Here is an 18,197-nt window from a genome sequence, read left to right on the forward strand (position 1 = left end):
AAGAGGTTTTCCCATGCCGACCCTGTTCGACCCCGTGACCTTCGGCGATCTGTCGCTGCAAAACCGCATCGTCATGGCGCCCCTGACGCGCAATCGTTCGCCGAAGAACATTCCGAACGATCTCAACGTGGTCTATTACGAACAGCGCGCCACTGCCGGCCTGATCGTGTCCGAAGGAACCGCCGTGACCCATCAGGGCCAGGGCTATGCCGATGTTCCCGGCCTCTATTCGCCGGAGGCACTGGCCGGCTGGAAGAAGGTGACGGATGCCGTTCATGCGCGGGGCGGCAAGATCGTTGCCCAGCTCTGGCATGTCGGCCGCATCTCGCATGTGTCGCTGCAGCCGGATGGCCAGGCGCCCGTCGCCCCCTCGGCGATCGCCGCCAAATCCAAGACCTACATCCTGAATGAGGATGGCACCGGCAGCTTTGCCGAAACCTCCACGCCGCGCGCCCTGCAACTGGCGGAACTGCCAGGCATTGTCGATGATTTCCGCAAGGCTGCGCGTGGCGCCGTCGATGCCGGCTTCGACGGCGTCGAAATCCATGGCGCCAACGGCTATCTGCTCGATCAGTTCATGAAGGACGGCGCCAATCATCGCGACGACGCCTATGGCGGATCGATCGAGAACCGCATCCGACTGACGCTCGAAGTGGTCGATGCCGTGGCCGCGGAAATCGGCGCCGGACGGACGGGGATTCGGCTGTCGCCGACGACGCCGGCCAACGATATTCGCGACAGCAACCCGCAGGCGGTCTTCAATGCCGTGGCGGAGCAGCTCGCCAGCCGCAACCTTGCTTTCATCCACGTGATCGAGGGCGCAACGGGCGGTCCGCGCGACCACCAGTATGAGGGCACCAGCTTCGATTACGCCGCTTTCCATCAGGCCTATGTCGCAGCCGGCGGCAAGGGCGCCTGGATGGTCAATAACGGCTACACGGCGGAGACGGCGAAAGCAGCTATCGAGAGCGGCAAGGCGGACCTGGTTTCCTTCGGCAAGCCCTTCATCGCCAATCCGGATCTGGTGCGCCGAATCCGCGATGGCGCCGCCTGGAACGAGGTCAATCCGAAGACGCTCTATGGCGGCGGCGCGGAAGGCTATACGGACTATCCGACCCTCGCTGCCGCGGAATAAGCCACAATCGAGCCTTTTCGTAACAGCGACGATTTTTTAAAGGCGGCCCGGAATGGGCCGCCTTCAGTCGCACCTGGCGACACTGATCCTGAGACCCACAAAAGGCCGGCAGCCTTCAACGCGCGTCGCGAACGTCCTCGACTTCCGCTTCGGGCCGGTCTCCGCCATCGCTGTGTTCGACATGCCATTTGCCGCTGGCATCCTGCCAGCTGATCTCTTCCGGTTCACCGCCGACCTGCTGTTCGGCCGCCGCGATGCGGGCCGCCGCCAGCGCATCGTCATGCGAGGCAAAAGTCTCGGAAAAGACGTCACCCTGCCGATAGGCCCAGCCGCCATCGTGCTGCACCACCTTGTAGATCACCTTGGTCATCGGTTTCTCCTGTTTCATTGCCTGCTGAAGGCTTGTCAGCCACCGACGCAATTCGCGAAGCTCCGCTTCGGTTCCGTCTCCTGCGTCGGCAATCCCTTGACGATTTGAGACGGCAAGGCAGGGTAGCACAACTTGATAGATCCGGTTTGCGCCTTATACCAGTTTCAGGATCTTGCGGCATCTGGCTCCCTTCGCGGCCGGATCGCTGCCTCGACGATGCAAACCGGATGCCCCGGTTGAACATCAGGTAGCACAGGTAACACAGGTGAAAGCATGCCAGGCTTGATCAGACGCGAAAGCTTCCTGCTGCTGGCAGCGCTGGTGGCGATCCTCGCCTTCTTCACCGAACACAGCCTCCTGGAAGCCGGCAAGGCCGTGGCGCTGATAGCCGCAACGGTGCTGATCCTCGTCATCGTGCTCACATCGACCCGCGTCGCTCATCATGCGGAAATCCTCGCTCATAAAGTGGGCGATCCCTATGGCACGATGATCCTGACGCTGTCTGCCGTTGCCGTGGAAGTGCTCATTCTGGCGATCCTGATGAACAGCAGCAGTTCACCGACACTCGTACGAGACACGATCTATTCGGCGGTCATGCTGGACATCAACGGCATTCTCGGCCTGGCCGCGCTGCTGGGCGGCCTACGCCACGGCGAGCAGCCCTATAATGACAATTCCGGCAAGACCTATGGCGTGATGATCCTGACGGCCATGGGCATATCCATGGTGGTGCCGGAATTCATCCCGAAGGATCGCTGGCATTATTACTCCGCCTTCACCATTGCCGCCATGCTTGCGCTCTACGCCCTCTTCCTGCGCATGCAGGTCGGCGCGCATAGCTATTTCTTTTCCTACAGCTATCCCCGGCAGCAGCCCCCACCCCCGTCGGGCAGCCAGCCATCTGGCAACCAGACATCGCGCAGCCAGACATCGGGCAGCCCGTCAGGGGGCAATCAGGCGGCAGCCGGTCCTCAGCGCGCGAAGCCGGACCGCCAATCGACTGCGGTTTCCATCACCATCATCCTGCTTGGCGTCGTGCTGATCGGCCTCTTGGCCGAATTCATGTCCGCCTTCATCAATACCGGGCTTGAGGGAAGCGGCGCCCCGCCGGCCCTGATGGCGGTGATCGTTGCCGCCATTTCCGCCGCGCCGGAAATCCTCACCGCCTTGCGGGCAGCGCTGCGCAACCGCATGCAGGCCGTCGTCAACATCGCCATGGGCGCGTCTTTGTCCACCGTGATCCTGACCGTGCCTGTCATGGAGGCGATCGCGCTCTACACGGGACAGCCTTTCGTCATGGCGATGACACCGGTGCAGACGGTGATGGTGACGATCACCCTGATTGCCGCGGCCATCAACCTCAATGACGGCGAAACCAATGCCATCGAAGGCATGACCCATTTCGTACTCTTCGCCACGTTCCTGATGCTGACCATGATCGGTCTCTAAAGCGCAATGAAAACAGCGGCTTCGACGCATCGCCGGACTCAGTCTGGCAAGCCCCTGATGCACTGCATCACCTGCCGATAAAGCAAACTTGAAGACGCAAGGTGCTGCAGGATCGCCAAACGCGCCTACCTTCTCCAGGGAGGCAGGCCCAACAAGCGGGCTGCGCCACTGATTGACCGGGAGAAAATCATGAACCGCTTACCGCTGATCCTTGCCAGCACCATTCTGTCCGCCGCCTTCGTTTTGCCCGCGAGCGCCCAGCAATCCGGCCAGCCGGTGGAAAGCAAGCCGCCGAATGCGCAGAACCAGGAGCCGGCTTTCGCCGGGCAGACGCGGGCCTCGCAGCCGCAGGATGTCGTCAAGATCAAGACGGAGACTGTGGCGGAAGGCCTTCCGCATCTCTGGGCGATGGAGTTTCTGCCGGACGGCGCCATGCTGGTGACCGCCAAGAAGGGCGACATGCACATCGTCTCCAAAGACGGCAAGGCCGGACCCGCCCTCGAAGGTCTCCCGAAAGTCTATGCTGCAGGTCAGGGCGGTCTGCTGGATGTGGCGCTCGCGCCGGATTTCGAGCAGTCCGGCCGCATCTTCTTCTCCTTTTCCGAAGAGCGTGAGGATGGCAATGGCACATCCGTCGGCTCCGCCAAGCTTGTTCGCGACGAACAGGGTGGCGGCAAACTCGAGGACATGACGGTCATCTTCCGCCAGATGCCGAGCTATGACGGCAACAAGCATTTCGGCTCGCGCCTGGCCTTTGGTCCGCAGGGCGAACTCTATGTGACGGTGGGCGAGCGCTCCGACGCAGAGCCCCGCGTCCAGGCACAGGATCTCAACAGCGGCCTCGGCAAGATCTTCCGCATTACCCAGGACGGCAAGGCCATGGAGGGAAATCCGTTCATCGGCCAGGACAATGCCCTGCCTGAAATCTGGTCGCTGGGACACCGAAACCTGCAATCCGCCACCGTTGATGGAGAAGGACGGCTGTGGACCATCGAGCACGGCCCGCGCGGCGGCGACGAGTTGAACCTGCCGCAGGCCGGCAAGAATTACGGCTGGCCGGAAGTCACCTACGGTATTGAATATAGCGGCGACCCCGTGGGCAAGGGCATTACCAAGATGGCCGATACGGAGCAGCCGGTTTATTACTGGGATCCGGTCATCGCCCCCTCCGGCATGGCCTATTACGATGCCGATGCCATTCCGGAGTGGAAGGGTGCCTTCCTCGTCGGCGGCCTGGTGAGCCAGGGCGTCGTTGTCCTGCACATGCAGGATGACCGCGTGGCCCATGAGGAACGCGTGCCGCTGGAGGCCCGCATCCGCGATGTGAAGGTCGGGCCGGATGGCGCTGTCTATGCCGTCACCGAGCAGCGTGGCGGCGGCGCATCGACCATCGTGAAGCTGACGAAGGCCTGATTGCTTGGCAGCGGTTCTGGCCCCCAAACGGGTCAGAACCGGAAGGCAAGCGGATGATCGACCAGCGCCCGGTCGATGGTGACGAGGTGCAGCCCTTCGACCTGGCACTGCGCCAACAGAAGCCGGTCGAAGGGATCACGCGTCGGCGGCTCCGGAGCGGCGGCCGTCAGGACGTGCCGGATTTCGATCGGCAGGATCGTCAGGCCCGCATCGTGGAGGCTGGACTGCATACGCTCCAGCGGAACACCCGGATCCAGTTTCCCAATGCGGGTCTTGATCGCTATTTCCCAGAGGCTGGCCACGCTGACGAAGCCGGCGAAATCTAAGGCCGAGACCAACCGCGCCAGCCAGGGAAAACGGCGATGCACATCCGCCCGCAGGATTGCGAGGATCATGTGCGTGTCGAGAAGATAGCACCCACTCAAGGCAAGGGTCGCAGCAGAAAATCCTCCGGCAGAGGATCGTCGAAATCATCTGCAATGTAGGGAACCGGGTTTGTGATCCCAAGCGAGCGCAAATGCGCATGCAGTGCATCGAGATCGATCCCGCCCTTTTTCTGCACCGCGCCGTCGCGTGGCACGATATCGAAGACCGGCCTGCCATCGCGCGTAACGGTCACGGTCTCGCCGCTCTCGACCTGCTTGGCGAGTTCGTCAAAACGATCCTGAGCTTCGGCAATGGACACGGTTTTCATGGAGGCAAGTCTACGCCTGCGCCCTCGGACCGTCAACAAGAGCTGCGAAGGGGCGCGCCATGCCTGGCGCGCCCCTTCCAATCGACGATCAATGATGCTCTTACCGGCAGGCGGCGCAGAAGCGCTGGATGCGGCGGCACGCCTCCTCCAGCAGGTCTTCCGAGGTCGCGTAGGAAATGCGGAAGTTCGGGCCGAGGCCGAAAGCGGAGCCATGCACCACGGCGACGCCCTCCGTTTCCAGAAGTTCGGTGACGAAATCCTCGTCGGTTTCGATCACCTTGCCCGAGGGTGCGGTCTTGCCGATCAGCCCCTTGCAGGACGGATAGACGTAGAAAGCGCCTTCCGGGTTCGGGCAGGTAATTCCGGTTGCCTGGTTGAGCATGGAGACCACCAGGTCGCGGCGGCCTTCGAAGATCTTCTTGTTCTTCTCGACGAAATCCTGCGGCCCGTTCAGCGCCTCGACAGCCGCCCATTGGGCGATCGAGGATGCGCCGGAGGTCTGCTGTCCCTGGATCATGTCCATGGCCTTGATCAGTTCGAGCGGACCGGCTGCATAGCCGATGCGCCAGCCGGTCATGGCATAGGCCTTGGAGACGCCGTTCATCGTCAAGGTGCGGTCGTAGAGCTTGGGCTCGACTTCGACGGGCGTCGCGAACTTGAAATCGCCGAATGTCAGGTGCTCGTACATGTCGTCCGTCAGCACCCAGACATGCGGATGCTTGACCAGCACGTCCGTCAGCGCCTTCAGCTCGTCATGGCTGTAGGCAGCACCCGACGGATTGGACGGCGAGTTGAACACGAACCACTTCGTCTTCGGCGTGATCGCGCTTTCCAGATCGGCCGGAACAAGCTTGAAATTGTTCTCCTGGGTCGTCGCCACGAAAATCGGCGTGCCGCCGCACAGGGAGACCATCTCCGGATAGGAGACCCAGTAGGGTGTGGGAATGATCACTTCATCGCCGGGATTGAGCGTCGCCATGAAGGCATTGAACAGGATCTGCTTGCCGCCCGTGCCGACGATCGTCTGGGCGGGCGTGTAGTCGAGACCGTTCTCGCGCTTGAACTTCTTGGCGATCGCCTCACGCAGCTGCGGAATGCCGGAAACCGGCGTATACTTCGTCTCGCCGCGGTTGATGGCATCGATGGCGGCCTGCTTGACATTGTCCGGCGTATCGAAATCCGGCTCTCCCGCACCAAGACCGATCACGTCGCGGCCTTTGGCTTTCAATTCGCGCGCCTTCTGCGAAACGGCAATGGTGGCGGACGGCTTTACGCGGGAAAGTGCATCGGCAAGAAAGGCCATGATGAAGGGATCCTGAAGCTGTTGAAACGGCAGACCAGCTTGGTTTTGCCGTCGCCTTCTATGTCGAAGAAAAGCCGCGAGTTCAAGGCCGGCGGGGGAGATTCCCGTAGCCTCGGCCGCTGCAGCGTCGATCCGATAAAATTTGAACAAAGTCTTAACGAAAACACAAGATCACGTGGCAATTTAACCACAATCGGTAGCGCCTTGTTTTCGCCGCAAGAAATACCGCCGACTGCCTTAAATCGGTCCTTGTGGCGACGCTTTCCGACGCTTTCTTGCCTGCAGTGCAGATGTGAGAATGAGGATGACCACCATGTTCCTGGATGATGAAGAAGCCACCACGCGGATCCGGCTGCATCGCAAGGGCATCAATCTTTGGGTTGCGGTGACGGCGCTCGCGGCCTGCACGCTGATGATCTTCGCCCTTGCCGGCACGGCCTCGGCCAGCGAGATCTCGAACTGGTCGCAGATCGTGACGCCGCAATTGCTGCTCGAGACCGGGCCTGCCCCGGACCACCGCATTCTCAGCATGGCGCTGATCCTGATCTTCTCCGTGGCGGCAGCTGGCCTCTGGCACAGGAGCTTCCGCCAGTCCGGCGCGCCTAAGGATGAGACGCGGGCCCGCTCGCATGGCGGCCGCATCAGCCGGTCCTGATATGCAATCGGCGGCGCCTGCCGCCATCACTTGCTGCATCTGATACCTCCTGATAAACCGGCCTGCCGCCCTTCGGCTCCCCCACCATCAGGATCCTTCCATGACCCGCCTGCAGGCGAACCTCGTTCTTCTTCTGGCAGCCGCTATCTGGGGCGGCGGTTTCGTGGCGCAATCCACCGCCATGCAGGCAATCGGGCCTTTCTGGTTCGTCGGCCTGCGCTTCCTGATGGCCGCGCTTGCCGTTCTGCCCTTCGCGCTTGTGGAAAGCCGGCGCCGCGGCGCCTCTCCTTCCCCGCGCGAACTGGCGGGCTTTGCCCTGGTCGGCACCGCCCTCTTCGGCGGCGCCATCACCCAGCAGATCGGCCTCACCACCACCACGGTGACCAATTCCAGCTTTCTCACCGGCCTCTACGTCGTCTTCGTGCCGGTCATCTCCATCCTCCTCTTCCGCCAATCTCCGCACTGGATCATCTGGCCGGCGGCACTGCTTGCGCTCTCGGGCATCTTCCTGCTCGCCGGAGGCACAGTGACCGACATGTCGGCGGGCGATCTGTGGAGCGTGACCTGCGCGGCCTTCTGGGCCTTGCAGATCGTGCTGGCCGGCTATTTCGTCACCCGCTCCTCGCGGCCGCTTGCGCTGTCGGCCACGCAGTTTGCCGTCTGTGCCCTCCTCGCGCTTGCCCTCGGCATCGGCTGGGAGGAGGTCTCCATGGCGTCGATCAACGGTGCGCTCGTCGAGATCCTCTATGTCGGGCTGATCTCCTCGGGCCTGGCCTTCGTCCTGCAGATCATCGGCCAGCGCCATACCACCGCACCCCAGGCCGCAATCTTCCTCTCCTCGGAGGCGCTTTTCGGCGCCTTCTTCGGAGCCCTGCTTCTGGGCGAGACCCTGCCCTCCCTCGGCTATCTTGGATGCGCGCTCATCTTCGCATCCATGCTCATGGTGGAGATCATCCCCGAGATCCTGCGCCGCCGCACCCTGCGCCATCCATAGCTGCCGATCCAAAAGGCAGCGGCGGGCGGCCGAAGAACGGATAATGCCGTGCGGACGGACCTCATCTCAGGGTTGCAAGGATGCTGGCCGAGCCCGCGACTGGACTTGACAAAGCCCAAGCTTCTGGCGATCGGCGGCAAGGAACTACACTTTTTCGCTGTCCTGCGAGTGGAGTCGCAAAACTTTTTCTTGCCAATTCACGATAAACACAGCACTCTGTGCATGTTCGGGCAATTTGCGAGCATGGGAAGACCTATAATGAAGCGTTTCGGAAGCGCCAAAACTTCCGAGCGGGGGCAAGAGGGGAAGAATAGTTTTGACGATGTTTCTCTTCCATCCCACGCGGTAAGACGGGCCCCTTTCCTCCATTTCGAAATGCCTGCCGCCAGCCCCGCAAGGGGCAATATCGTGATGCTGTCCGCCGCTGAACACGGACAGAGGAAAAAGGACCTGATGCATGGCCGAGACTGGCACTGTAAAATTCTTCAACACCGACAAGGGCTTCGGTTTTATCAAGCCCGATAATGGCGGAGCTGATATCTTCGTCCATATCTCAGCTGTACAGGCTTCTGGCCTGTCCGGTCTGTCAGAAAATCAGAAAGTAAGCTTCGACACGGAACCGGATCGTCGCGGTAAGGGCCCGAAAGCCGTCAATCTGCAGATTGCTGGCTGACATCTTTCTAGCCTTTCTCTTCGAGTTGAAGCCCGGCAGCAGTGCCGGGTTTTTTTATATCCGATGCCTGGCCGGCACGTCCCGACCTGGCTGCGGGTCCCCGTCCGCCGCCTCAGCGGCCCGCGGGTGACCAATCAACCGCGCCTGCCCTGATTGCGCCTCACCTGGCCGGGCCTGATCCGCCGCAGGTGATCCCGCTGGCGGTCGAAGTTTTAGCCGCCTCCCTGCTGGCGTTTGAGCGCGGCCGCCAAGGCATGTCGGTCAGGCCTCCGGTGCATTCAGCCATGCAAGCCTTTCCGCATTCGAGCCTTTCGCCCCTCAGCCCCTTGGCGCGACCGTTCCGCATCGGCCGCGGCGTCGCGATGCGGCCTTCCCGCAAGAAGGACCGTGCCTCAAAGACCGCGCAGAAAGGGATTGTTGCGGCGTTCGTCGCCGATCCGGCTTGCCGGTCCATGGCCGCAGAGGAAGCCCACATCATCGCCGAGCGGCAGAACCTTGTCGCGAATACTGTCCAGCAATTGCTGATGGTTGCCTCCAGGCAGATCGGTCCGGCCGATCGAGCCGTTGAAGAGGACATCGCCCATGATGCAAAAGCGCATCTCGCGATTGAAGAAGATCACGTGGCCCGGCGCATGGCCAGGGCAATGCAGCACCTCGAAGCGATGCTCGCCGAGTTCGACCACATCGCCGTCCTGCAGCCAGCGGTCGGGAGTCACGGCCTTTGCGGGAAGATCGATGCCCAGCGCGGCGCCGTGCGTCGGCAGGGCATCGAGCAGCGGTTTGTCTGCCGTATGCGGTCCGGTGACCGGAACGCCGAGCGCGGCGCGAAGGTCCTCGGCGCCGCCGGCATGGTCGATATGGCCATGGGTGATCCATATCTCCTTCACTGCCAGGCCCTGTTCGTCGACGATGGCGAGGATCTTGTCGACATCACCGCCGGGATCGACCACGACCGCCTGCTTGGTGTCGCTATCGAACAGGATGGTGCAATTCTGCTGGAAGGGTGTGACCGGAATGACACCCGCTTGAAGCTGGCCCATGAAACCTCGCATCGTGGAACTCGGTGATCCGGTATAGTTCCAAACAACGGCCGGCGGAACCCATCAACCGGTCGTTCCGGGTCGATCAGTCGAGGGACGAATAGCCGCTCTGGGCGGAGACCGGCGGAACGATAGAGGCGCAGCCGATCAGGAAGACCGCGACGACCAGCTTAAGGCCGAATACCGTGAAAAGCACCGGGCGCAGGGGATGGTTGGCGGCGATGGACGGAACGCTGATGCGCTTCGGCACCGGTTCGTTGAAGCTGACTAAAGCCATGTTATCTCTCCGGGATCTGTCTGTCATCGCAACGACCTCTGACAGAAAAGGTTCCGCATTTGTCAGGGGTGGCATGGCCGGCGAAGGAGATGGCGCGGTGACTGTGGCTTTCTTGCACAGATGCCCATAATCGGGTTGATTGTTGCGGCGCTTCGCGATTAATCAGGTTCTGCGTCGCGAGACCAAGATCATCGCCCTGCCGTCGGGCCTTGAACACTCGCGAATGCGCGAGGGCTTGAAAGGAACAGCAGTGCCATCGGGATCGACCGCCAAAGCCGCAAAGAAGGCATTGCCGCCCATGCCGGCGGTCGATGAAAGCCAGATCGACTTCGAAACGATCGAACTCTTCTTCTTCGCCTATCGCGACTTCATCTCCGATCCGGACGCCATTCTTGCGGAGATCGAGATGGGCCGCGCGCATCACCGCGTCGTCTATTTCGTCAGCCGGCATCCCGGCATGATGGTGACGGATCTTCTGGACACGCTGCAGATCACCAAGCAAAGCCTTGCACGGGTGCTGAAACAGCTGATCGATAGCGGCTATATCCGGCAGATGGCGGGCGCCAAGGATCGGCGCCAGCGGCGGCTTTACCCGACCCTTGCGGGGCGCGAACTGGCGCTGGCGCTGTCGGAGCCTCAGTCCCGCCGCATATCCCATGCAATGCAGGGCCTCTCGCCGGAGCAGCGGAATGGCGTGCAGGCCTTCCTGCGCGCCATGCGAGGCCGCGACGAAAACCTGGCCCGACGCGAGATGGAGGTGGAGTGATATGGGGAATGCGCCAGTGCCGCTGTCGGATGATGCAGCCCATCTTCTCGTGGTGGACGACGATACGCGCATCCGCGATCTTCTCAACCGGTACCTGATGGAACAGGGCTTCCGCGTCACCGTGGCGGGTGATGCCGCAGAAGCCCGCCGCAAGCTGGAAGGCCTCGATTTCGACCTGATGATCCTCGATGTCATGATGCCCGGCGAAACAGGCATTGCGCTGACCCAGTCCATGCGGGACAAGCGGCCGATCCCGATCATTCTCCTCACCGCCAAGGCGGAGGCGCAATCGCGCATCGAGGGACTGGAGGCGGGCGCCGACGATTATCTGCCGAAACCCTTCGATCCGCGCGAACTCGTTTTGCGCATCAACAATATCCTGCGACGCAACATGCAGGCGGACACGCCGAAGATCGACCAGATCATGTTCGGCCCCTTCACCTTCTCCATTGCCCGCAAGGAGCTGCGCCGGGCGGCCGAAACCATCCGGTTGACGGACCGCGAGCAGGACATCATGCTGCTCTTCGCGCTGCGGGCGGGCGAAACCATTCCCCGCCACGAATTGATCGGCGACGATGCCGAAGTGGGAGAACGCACGATCGACGTCCAGATCAACCGCTTGCGGCGCAAGATCGAGGAAGATCCGGCCAATCCGGTCTATCTGCAGACGGTGCGCGGCGTCGGCTATCGTCTCAGCATCGATTGACGATGCGCAGGCATGGGTAAGGCGGACGGCGAGGCGGATCACGAACAGACACGGCCAACCCTGACAAGCGCCGACAGATGGGCGCGGCAGATCGGCGCGGCAGCCGGAAGGACGGGCATGAAGCATGTCGCTGAAACGGCACGGAGGAACGCGGCGCATCTGCGCGAGCGGCTCCGCCGGGACCTGAGCTTTCTTCCCGAGAGCCTGCGGGCTGGCGTTCAGCGCATAAAGTCGCCGCCCGGTTGGGCACCCATCGGCCGCTGGCTGAAACGCCGCATGCCGACCGGCCTCTATATGCGGACGGTGCTGATCGTCGTCATCCCCATGCTGCTGACCCAGACCGTCGTCTCGGCGGTGTTCATGGAACGGCACTGGCGCAATGTCACGGAACGGCTGGCGCAGGGCACGACCCGCGATATCGCCGCCATCATCGAGATGATCCGCACCTTTCCGCCTGCCGATGGCGATTACAGCGCAATTGCGCGGATTGCCCGCGACCAGCTGACGATGAACATCTCGATCGAACCGGGCGCGCAGCTGCCGCCCCCGCGGCCCAAGCCCTTCTTCGAGATCCTGGACGACATTCTCGCCGAGCAGATCAACAAGCAGATCCACCTGCCCTTCTGGATCGACACCGTGGGCGACAGCCGGCTCGTCGAGATCCGCATCCAGCTGGCCGACAAGGTGCTGCGGGTTTATACGGTGCGCAACCAGACCTATGCGGCCAATACGCATATCTTCCTGGTCTGGATGTTCGGCACATCGCTGCTTCTGATCAGCATTTCCATCCTGTTCCTGCGCGGCCAGATCCGCCCCATCCTGGCGCTTGCCCGCGCCGCGGAAAGCTTCGGCAAGGGGCAGCGGGCGGGGCCTTTCGTGCCGCGGGGCGCCGATGAGATCCGCCGCGCCGGCTATGCCTTCATCCAGATGCGCGAGCGTATCGAGCGGCAGATGGAGCAGCGCACCGCCATGCTTGCCGGCATCAGCCACGACCTGCGCACCATTCTCACGCGCTTCAAGCTGCAGCTGGCGCTGGCGGGCAACAATCCCGACCTCGCCGGCATGAGCGCCGACGTGGAGGATATGCAGAGCATGCTCGAAGGCTATCTCGCCTTTGCCCGCACCGAGGCGGAGGAGGATTTCGGCGAGCTGAAGCTGAGCGAGCTGCTGGAGAAGATCAGGGCGGATTTTACCCTGCACGGCAAGGTCATGACCTATAGCATCGAGGGCGAGGACGTGCTGGCGGTCCGGCCCGGCGCCTTTACCCGGCTGGTCGGCAATCTCGCCCAAAACGCCCAGCGTTACGCAAAGACGCTTCACATCGATGCCCGCCACAGCGCCAAATGGCTGACCCTGACGCTGGACGACGATGGTCCCGGCATTCCCGAGACATCGCGCGAGGATGTATTCAAGCCTTTCTACCGGCTGGACGAGGCGCGCAATCTGAACGCCTCCGGCACCGGGCTCGGCCTGTCGATCGCCCGCGATATTGCCCGCGCCCATGGCGGCAATGTGACGCTCTCCGACAGTCCGCAAGGGGGCTTGCGCGCGGTTGTCAGGGTTCCGGCCTGATGGAAGAGGGTGGGCCAAGCGTGGCTCCGCTCATCCGGAGCGGTCAGATCATCCTCTGGCCGTTCGGCACAGGTCGCTCCACGCCGGCCAGGACAATGGCGCCGGCGTCATCGGCAAAACCGAGCGTCAGCACTTCGGATCGGAAGGGGCCGATCTGGCGCGGCGGAAAATTCACCACCGCCAGCACCTGACGGCCGATCAGCCCGTCCGGCGTATAATGCACGGTGATCTGCGCCGAGGAGCGCCTGACACCGATCTCCGCACCGAAATCGATCTTCAATTTGTAAGCGGGCTTGCGGGCTTGCGGAAATTCCTCGGCCTCGACGATGGTACCGACGCGGATCTCCACCTTTTCGAAGTCGTCATAGCTGATCTCCGCCATTCCCCTGCCCTTCTCGCCTGATATGTCTCCGCCTGCTCTGTCAGCGGCCGAGCTCTTCCGCGCGCAGGCGCGCCGCAGCAATGGCCTTGTCGAATAGCGGCTGCATTGCCTCTGGCGCCATCAGCACCGAAAGCGCCGCGGCGGTCGTTCCGCCCGGCGAGGTCACGTTCTGGCGCAGGCGCGAAGCCTCCTCCGGCGAGCGATGCAGGAGTTCGCCGGCACCGGCAACGGTTTCTCGCGCCAGCCGCATGGAAAGATCCGCCGGAAGCCCCAGCTTGCGCCCCGCTTCCGCCATGCATTCGACCAGATAGAAGACATAGGCCGGGCCGCTGCCGGACACCGCCGTGACAGCGTCGATATCTTCTTCCCGCTCGACCCATTCCACCGGACCGCTAACCTTCAGCAGATCATGAACCTCCGCGCGCATGGAATCCGTCACCCGGTCATTGGCATAGGCGCCGGTCACGCCACGGCCGATCATGGCCGGCGTATTGGGCATGGCACGGACCATGCCGGCATCGCCCAGATGCTGCGCGAGAAAGGCCAGCGTCTTGCCGGCCGCCACCGAGACGATCACCGTCTCGGGTCCGATCAGCGCTTTCAGCGGCGGCAGAACGGTCTCCATCACCTGCGGCTTGACGGCGATGAACACAATGGCGGCCGTCACCCCTTCAGGGGCCGAACGCTCGTGGCGTGCACCGGCCTCTTTCATCTGCGCGGCCATGGCCTCGGAGGGACCGGGATCGATGACCAGCACCGAGGCGCCGTCAACGCCATTCTTCAACCAGCCGGACAGCATGGCGCCGCCCATATTGCCGGCGCCCACAAGCACGAGCGGCGTCGACGCTGAGACAGGCATCAGCACTCACCCACGGTTTCGAACAATACGGCTTCCATGGCCTTCTTGGCTTCCAGTCCGGACCAGACGACGAACTGAAAAGCCTGGAAATAGGTTTCGCAGGTTTCCAGCGCATTCGACAGCAGAACCTCCACCTGCTGATTGGTCGGTTCCGCACCGCCCGACAGCAGGAGCGACTGGCGGAAGATCACCACGTCTTCCTGTCGCCACAGGTCGAAATGCCCCATCAGCACCTGGCCATTGATCTGCGACAGCAGGCGGATCACCTCGTTGACGCGCGCATCGGGGATGCGGATATCGAAAGCGCAGGCCAGATGCAGAGCTTCGAACTCCTCCATCCAGGAAAAGGAAATGTGGTAGTCCGTCCAGTGTCCGGCGACCGTCATGGCGATTTCGTCCTCGCCCGCACGTTCGAACGTCCAGTCATTGGAGGCTGCGACGAACTCGATCATGTCGACCGGGTTCGAGTGACGTTCCATATCGATATCTATCAGGCTCATGCGGCACCTTCTCAACCGGGATGAAGCGACATTCGTGCGAGAACACCAGACGACGCGAACACTATACCGGAAATTCCTGTCTCGATGATCCTTCGCAGCCTCGACTTCACCACAGAGGCCCTGCCTGGAGCTTGCGGTCACTGTTTAGAATCATCATTTAAAATCAGTGTATCGGTGATGAGTCTGGCTGCCAGCCCCATGGCTGCATTTTTACGGGGACGACTCATTTGAAAGCCTCCGAAATCGTCTCAGCAAGCGGGATTAAGCGACTCTGCCGACATGCTTTTTCAGATGTGTCCACAGGCCGGAATTAAACTTTTGAAAAATGACGCGCATCGGCATGGTCAATATGCAAAACGGCGCGTCCCGGCTTAAATTGCAGGCACGCGCCGCTTCATTCCGGCACAGAGTATGATGATAGGCTAAAAAATAATGGCATCCACGGCGGCGGTCAGCCGGGGAGGATCTTCAGGCCTCCGAGGAGTGGCGGGCTTCCAGAGCCTCGATCCGTGCCTTCAGCGCCTCGTTCTCGTCGCGCGCCTTGATCGCCATGTCGCGCACCACTTCGAATTCCTCGCGCTTGACGAGATCCATCGAATTGATGAACCGCTCCATCTGCGCGCGCATGGCGGTCTCCGCCTCCTGGCGGAAGCCCTGGGCGGCGCCGGCTGCATCCGTCATCATCCGCGCGAATTCATCCAGCATCCGATTGCTACCGGTCGACATGGCCTTGGTCTCCTTGTCTGTCGCCGGCTTGAAGACAAATGGGTCCAGGCGGCGAAGTTCTGTTCTCTCGTCAGGAGGTAGGGTCAGGGCCGCCACGTTGCAAGCAGAATCGACAGCACGAGCCCTGCCGGATGTTATGGGGCGACGCGATGGGGCGAAGACGGATCGCGATCGGTGGACCGGCATTGCCAGCAGGCCCCGAGGCCCGATGCCGGCGGTCGGCGGACCGGCCCCTCAGTGATTCCTGTGAACTTCTTCGATGTGATCCGGCGGAACGGTGATTGCCGCTTGACCGGCCGCAGGCGGAAAGCCATGGTCCGCCAGGTCTGTTGACATTCAGGCTTTGTATTGCCGCCGAATGGGTTGGACATGCTCGGGATCAGTTTTGGCATCGAGGCGAAAGCCGAAGATCAGCGCAACGATACATGCCGCCCAACAGAACGGATCCCATCAGTTCGAACTCCGCTTTAGCGCGGTACCAACGGCCGAGGTTTGTTTCCCTTGTACTCAGCGCCCAGTCTCCTCGCTATACTGCCCTATCCGAACATTGATCCGATCGCCTTCGCCATCGGCCCGGTCGCCATCCACTGGTATGGCATCGCCTATGTCGTCGGCATCATGCTCGGCTGGTACTTCGCCAAGCAGATGGTGGCGCGCGCCGATCTCTGGCCGGGCGGCATCTCGCCCATGTCGCCGGACAAGCTGGACGATTTCCTCGTCTGGGTGGCCGCCGGCGTCGTCCTGGGCGGGCGCATCGGCTATATCCTCTTCTACGATCTGGCGGCCGTGGCGGACAACCCGCTGCGCGCGCTTGAAATCTGGAATGGCGGGATGTCCTTCCACGGCGGGCTGATCGGCACCACGCTCGCCATGATCCTGTTTGCACGGCGCAACGATATTGCCGTCTGGAGCCTGTTCGACACCGTGGCCGCCGTCGTGCCCTTCGGACTGTTCTTCGGCCGCCTGGCCAATTTCATCAATGGCGAACTCTGGGGCCGCATCACCGATGTCCCCTGGGCCATGGTTTTCCCGACCGGCGGTCCCTTTGCGCGCCATCCCAGCCAGCTTTACGAGGCGGGGCTGGAAGGCATCGTGCTGTTTCTGGTTCTCAGATACCTCACTCATCGCCGCAAGGCCTTGCGCCAGCCGGGCGTGGTCGCCGGCGTTTTCGTCTGCGGCTACGCCCTGTCGCGGATCTTCGTGGAGTTTTTCCGGGAGCCGGATCCGCAACTCGGCTACCTGGCCTTCGGCTGGCTTACGATGGGCATGATCCTGTCGCTCCCCATGCTCTTCATCGGCCTGTGGGCGATCTGGCGCGCCCGTCGTGCCACGTCCCTTTACTGATCGAGACGACGAGGCTTGAATTTGACGACACCGCTGGCCGACAAGATAAAGTCCCTGATCCGCATGAACGGTCCCATCAGCGTGACCGATTATTTCGCTTTGTGCCTGGCCGATCCGGAGCATGGCTATTACAGGACCCGCGAACCCTTCGGTCCAGGCGGCGATTTTGTCACGGCGCCGGAGATCAGCCAGTTGTTTGGCGAAATGCTCGGCATCTTCATGGTGCATGCCTGGCAGAGCCATGGCAGCCCGACGCCGGTGCGGCTGGTGGAGATCGGCCCCGGCCGCGGCACGATGATGCTGGACATGCTGCGCGTCATCGCCAAACTTGCCCCGCCGCTGCACGAGACGCTTTCCGTTCATCTGGTCGAGACCAGCGAGCGTCTGCGCGGCGTGCAGCGCGTGACGCTGGAGGCCTTCTCCGCCCGCATCACTTGGCATTCCGCCTTCGAGGAAGTGCCGGAGGGATTCACCCTGATTGCCGCCAACGAACTCTTCGATGCCATTCCCATCCGGCAGTTCGTCAAGACCCGCACCGGCTTTCGCGAGCGCATGGTCGGGCTGGATGCCGAAGACGAGCTCGCCTTCGGCGTCGGCATGGCGTCCATCGATCCGGCGCTTCTGCCGCCTACCGGCGGCCAGGAACCCGAAGGCACGATCTTCGAGGTCGCCCCTGCCCGCCAGGCTGTGATGCATGCGCTGTGCGAGAGGCTGGGGCAGCATGGCGGAACCGCGCTGATCCTCGACTACGGCCATATGGTCAGCGGCTACGGCGATACGCTGCAGGCCGTCCTCAACCATGATTACGACCCTCCGCTTGCCCATCCGGGCCGCGCGGACCTGACCAGCCATGTCGATTTCGAGGATCTGGCGCGGGTGGCGAGAGCTGCCGGCGTGCAGATCAATGGCTGTCTGCATCAGGGCGACTTCCTCTTCGGACTGGGCCTTGGTGAACGCGCCAAGCGGCTTGCCCAGGGCAAGGCCGAGCCCGAGCAGCGCGCCATCGCGCTCGCTGTCGACCGGCTGGCCGGGGCGGGAGAAGGCCGCATGGGCGAATTGTTCAAGGTCCTGGCCGTCTCCAGCCCGAGCGTCACTCTTGCACCCTTCCGCCCACCCAGAGGTTGAGCCAGGTCCAATCGGGCGTTGACAGGAAAGCGGGCATCGGTCCACATTCGCGCCGAACGAAGCAGCCGAAACTGCCGTCGGCCTGGCTTGCGGCCAAAGCGGCGGCGCGTCTTTGACATCGAGCGATGCGGAGCGTGACATCGAAGCGAGCCAGTCCTCCGAGCGGAGTGCGACCCGATTGAACCGCGGCAACCATTTTGCTCGGCCCATCCGC

The 18,197-nt window shown here is 62.4% G+C and carries 21 protein-coding genes; 11 read left to right on the forward strand and 10 right to left on the reverse strand.

The window, feature by feature from the left end; translation table 11 throughout:
- Nucleotides 1–13 precede the first annotated feature (13 nt).
- On the forward strand, nucleotides 14–1,135 hold the full coding sequence (locus QTJ18_RS15800; protein WP_252751135.1) for an alkene reductase: 1,122 nt from the start codon (nucleotides 14–16) through the stop codon (nucleotides 1,133–1,135).
- A gap of 115 nt (nucleotides 1,136–1,250) precedes the next feature.
- Here QTJ18_RS15800 and QTJ18_RS15805 read toward each other — a convergent pair whose 3' ends face one another.
- A complete protein-coding gene (locus QTJ18_RS15805; protein ID WP_252751136.1) occupies nucleotides 1,251–1,505 on the reverse strand; it encodes a DUF2188 domain-containing protein in 255 nt (84 codons plus the stop codon).
- A gap of 273 nt (nucleotides 1,506–1,778) precedes the next feature.
- Between QTJ18_RS15805 and QTJ18_RS15810 the strand changes: the two genes are divergently transcribed.
- Nucleotides 1,779–2,954: a calcium:cation antiporter gene (locus QTJ18_RS15810; RefSeq protein ID WP_252751137.1), complete on the forward strand. Its 1,176-nt coding sequence runs from the start codon at nucleotides 1,779–1,781 to the stop codon at nucleotides 2,952–2,954.
- A 189-nt stretch (nucleotides 2,955–3,143) separates the two neighbouring features.
- Entirely contained in the window at nucleotides 3,144–4,367 is a 1,224-nt protein-coding gene (locus tag QTJ18_RS15815) for a PQQ-dependent sugar dehydrogenase (protein WP_252751138.1), read from the forward strand.
- Between the two features lie 32 nt (nucleotides 4,368–4,399).
- Here the strand turns inward: QTJ18_RS15815 and QTJ18_RS15820 are convergent, their stop codons facing one another.
- From QTJ18_RS15820 to QTJ18_RS15830, 3 genes are all read right to left on the reverse strand, one after another.
- Nucleotides 4,400–4,762, reverse strand: coding sequence for a type II toxin-antitoxin system VapC family toxin (locus tag QTJ18_RS15820; RefSeq protein ID WP_252751139.1), 363 nt, complete (start codon nucleotides 4,760–4,762; stop codon nucleotides 4,400–4,402).
- A 26-nt stretch (nucleotides 4,763–4,788) separates the two neighbouring features.
- Nucleotides 4,789–5,061: a type II toxin-antitoxin system Phd/YefM family antitoxin gene (locus QTJ18_RS15825; RefSeq protein ID WP_252751140.1), complete on the reverse strand. Its 273-nt coding sequence runs from the start codon at nucleotides 5,059–5,061 to the stop codon at nucleotides 4,789–4,791.
- A 100-nt stretch (nucleotides 5,062–5,161) separates the two neighbouring features.
- A complete protein-coding gene (locus QTJ18_RS15830; RefSeq protein ID WP_252751141.1) occupies nucleotides 5,162–6,364 on the reverse strand; it encodes a pyridoxal phosphate-dependent aminotransferase in 1,203 nt (400 codons plus the stop codon).
- 304 nt (nucleotides 6,365–6,668) lie between these two features.
- Between QTJ18_RS15830 and QTJ18_RS15835 the strand changes: the two genes are divergently transcribed.
- From QTJ18_RS15835 to QTJ18_RS15845, 3 genes are all read left to right on the forward strand, one after another.
- The gene (locus QTJ18_RS15835; RefSeq protein ID WP_252751142.1) at nucleotides 6,669–7,019 is read left to right on the forward strand and encodes a hypothetical protein; all 351 of its coding nucleotides are present in this window, start codon (nucleotides 6,669–6,671) and stop codon (nucleotides 7,017–7,019) included.
- A 100-nt stretch (nucleotides 7,020–7,119) separates the two neighbouring features.
- The gene (locus QTJ18_RS15840) at nucleotides 7,120–8,013 is read left to right on the forward strand and encodes a DMT family transporter (protein ID WP_252751143.1); all 894 of its coding nucleotides are present in this window, start codon (nucleotides 7,120–7,122) and stop codon (nucleotides 8,011–8,013) included.
- A gap of 457 nt (nucleotides 8,014–8,470) precedes the next feature.
- Nucleotides 8,471–8,686: a cold-shock protein gene (locus tag QTJ18_RS15845; RefSeq protein ID WP_003494703.1), complete on the forward strand. Its 216-nt coding sequence runs from the start codon at nucleotides 8,471–8,473 to the stop codon at nucleotides 8,684–8,686.
- A gap of 392 nt (nucleotides 8,687–9,078) precedes the next feature.
- Here QTJ18_RS15845 and QTJ18_RS15850 read toward each other — a convergent pair whose 3' ends face one another.
- Both QTJ18_RS15850 and QTJ18_RS15855 read right to left on the reverse strand, forming a co-directional pair.
- Nucleotides 9,079–9,726: an MBL fold metallo-hydrolase gene (locus tag QTJ18_RS15850; RefSeq protein ID WP_252751144.1), complete on the reverse strand. Its 648-nt coding sequence runs from the start codon at nucleotides 9,724–9,726 to the stop codon at nucleotides 9,079–9,081.
- An 85-nt stretch (nucleotides 9,727–9,811) separates the two neighbouring features.
- Nucleotides 9,812–10,003, reverse strand: coding sequence for a hypothetical protein (locus QTJ18_RS15855; RefSeq protein WP_252751145.1), 192 nt, complete (start codon nucleotides 10,001–10,003; stop codon nucleotides 9,812–9,814).
- Between the two features lie 298 nt (nucleotides 10,004–10,301).
- Between QTJ18_RS15855 and QTJ18_RS15860 the strand changes: the two genes are divergently transcribed.
- The 3 genes from QTJ18_RS15860 (at nucleotide 10,302) to QTJ18_RS15870 (ending at nucleotide 13,047) form a co-directional block, all read left to right on the forward strand.
- A complete protein-coding gene (locus tag QTJ18_RS15860) occupies nucleotides 10,302–10,769 on the forward strand; it encodes a MarR family winged helix-turn-helix transcriptional regulator (RefSeq protein WP_252751146.1) in 468 nt (155 codons plus the stop codon).
- A 1-nt stretch (nucleotide 10,770) separates the two neighbouring features.
- Nucleotides 10,771–11,475: a response regulator gene (locus tag QTJ18_RS15865; RefSeq protein ID WP_252751147.1), complete on the forward strand. Its 705-nt coding sequence runs from the start codon at nucleotides 10,771–10,773 to the stop codon at nucleotides 11,473–11,475.
- 117 nt (nucleotides 11,476–11,592) lie between these two features.
- Complete coding sequence (locus tag QTJ18_RS15870) at nucleotides 11,593–13,047, forward strand: ATP-binding protein (protein ID WP_252751148.1); 1,455 nt, start codon at nucleotides 11,593–11,595, stop codon at nucleotides 13,045–13,047.
- Nucleotides 13,048–13,090: 43 nt separating this feature from the next.
- Here QTJ18_RS15870 and QTJ18_RS15875 read toward each other — a convergent pair whose 3' ends face one another.
- The 4 genes from QTJ18_RS15875 to QTJ18_RS15890 all read right to left on the reverse strand — a co-directional run bounded on the left by QTJ18_RS15875 (nucleotide 13,091) and on the right by QTJ18_RS15890 (nucleotide 15,514).
- A complete protein-coding gene (locus QTJ18_RS15875; protein WP_252751149.1) occupies nucleotides 13,091–13,429 on the reverse strand; it encodes a tRNA-binding protein in 339 nt (112 codons plus the stop codon).
- 40 nt (nucleotides 13,430–13,469) lie between these two features.
- Complete coding sequence (gene proC / locus QTJ18_RS15880) at nucleotides 13,470–14,288, reverse strand: pyrroline-5-carboxylate reductase (RefSeq protein WP_252751150.1); 819 nt, start codon at nucleotides 14,286–14,288, stop codon at nucleotides 13,470–13,472.
- Nucleotides 14,288–14,788, reverse strand: a complete 501-nt coding sequence (locus tag QTJ18_RS15885) for a type III secretion system chaperone family protein (RefSeq protein WP_252751151.1) — start codon at nucleotides 14,786–14,788, stop codon at nucleotides 14,288–14,290. Before QTJ18_RS15885 ends, proC begins: the two co-directional genes overlap by 1 nt.
- 468 nt (nucleotides 14,789–15,256) lie before the next feature.
- Nucleotides 15,257–15,514, reverse strand: coding sequence for an accessory factor UbiK family protein (locus QTJ18_RS15890; RefSeq protein WP_252751152.1), 258 nt, complete (start codon nucleotides 15,512–15,514; stop codon nucleotides 15,257–15,259).
- A gap of 501 nt (nucleotides 15,515–16,015) precedes the next feature.
- Between QTJ18_RS15890 and lgt the strand changes: the two genes are divergently transcribed.
- Together lgt and QTJ18_RS15900 are read left to right on the forward strand one after the other, a co-directional pair.
- Entirely contained in the window at nucleotides 16,016–16,858 is an 843-nt protein-coding gene (gene lgt, locus QTJ18_RS15895) for a prolipoprotein diacylglyceryl transferase (protein WP_252751153.1), read from the forward strand.
- A gap of 21 nt (nucleotides 16,859–16,879) precedes the next feature.
- A complete protein-coding gene (locus QTJ18_RS15900; protein ID WP_252751154.1) occupies nucleotides 16,880–17,983 on the forward strand; it encodes a class I SAM-dependent methyltransferase in 1,104 nt (367 codons plus the stop codon).
- Nucleotides 17,984–18,197: the final 214 nt, after the last annotated feature.

Source organism: Rhizobium sp. SSA_523 (assembly GCF_030435705.1).
GTDB lineage: Bacteria > Pseudomonadota > Alphaproteobacteria > Rhizobiales > Rhizobiaceae > Neorhizobium.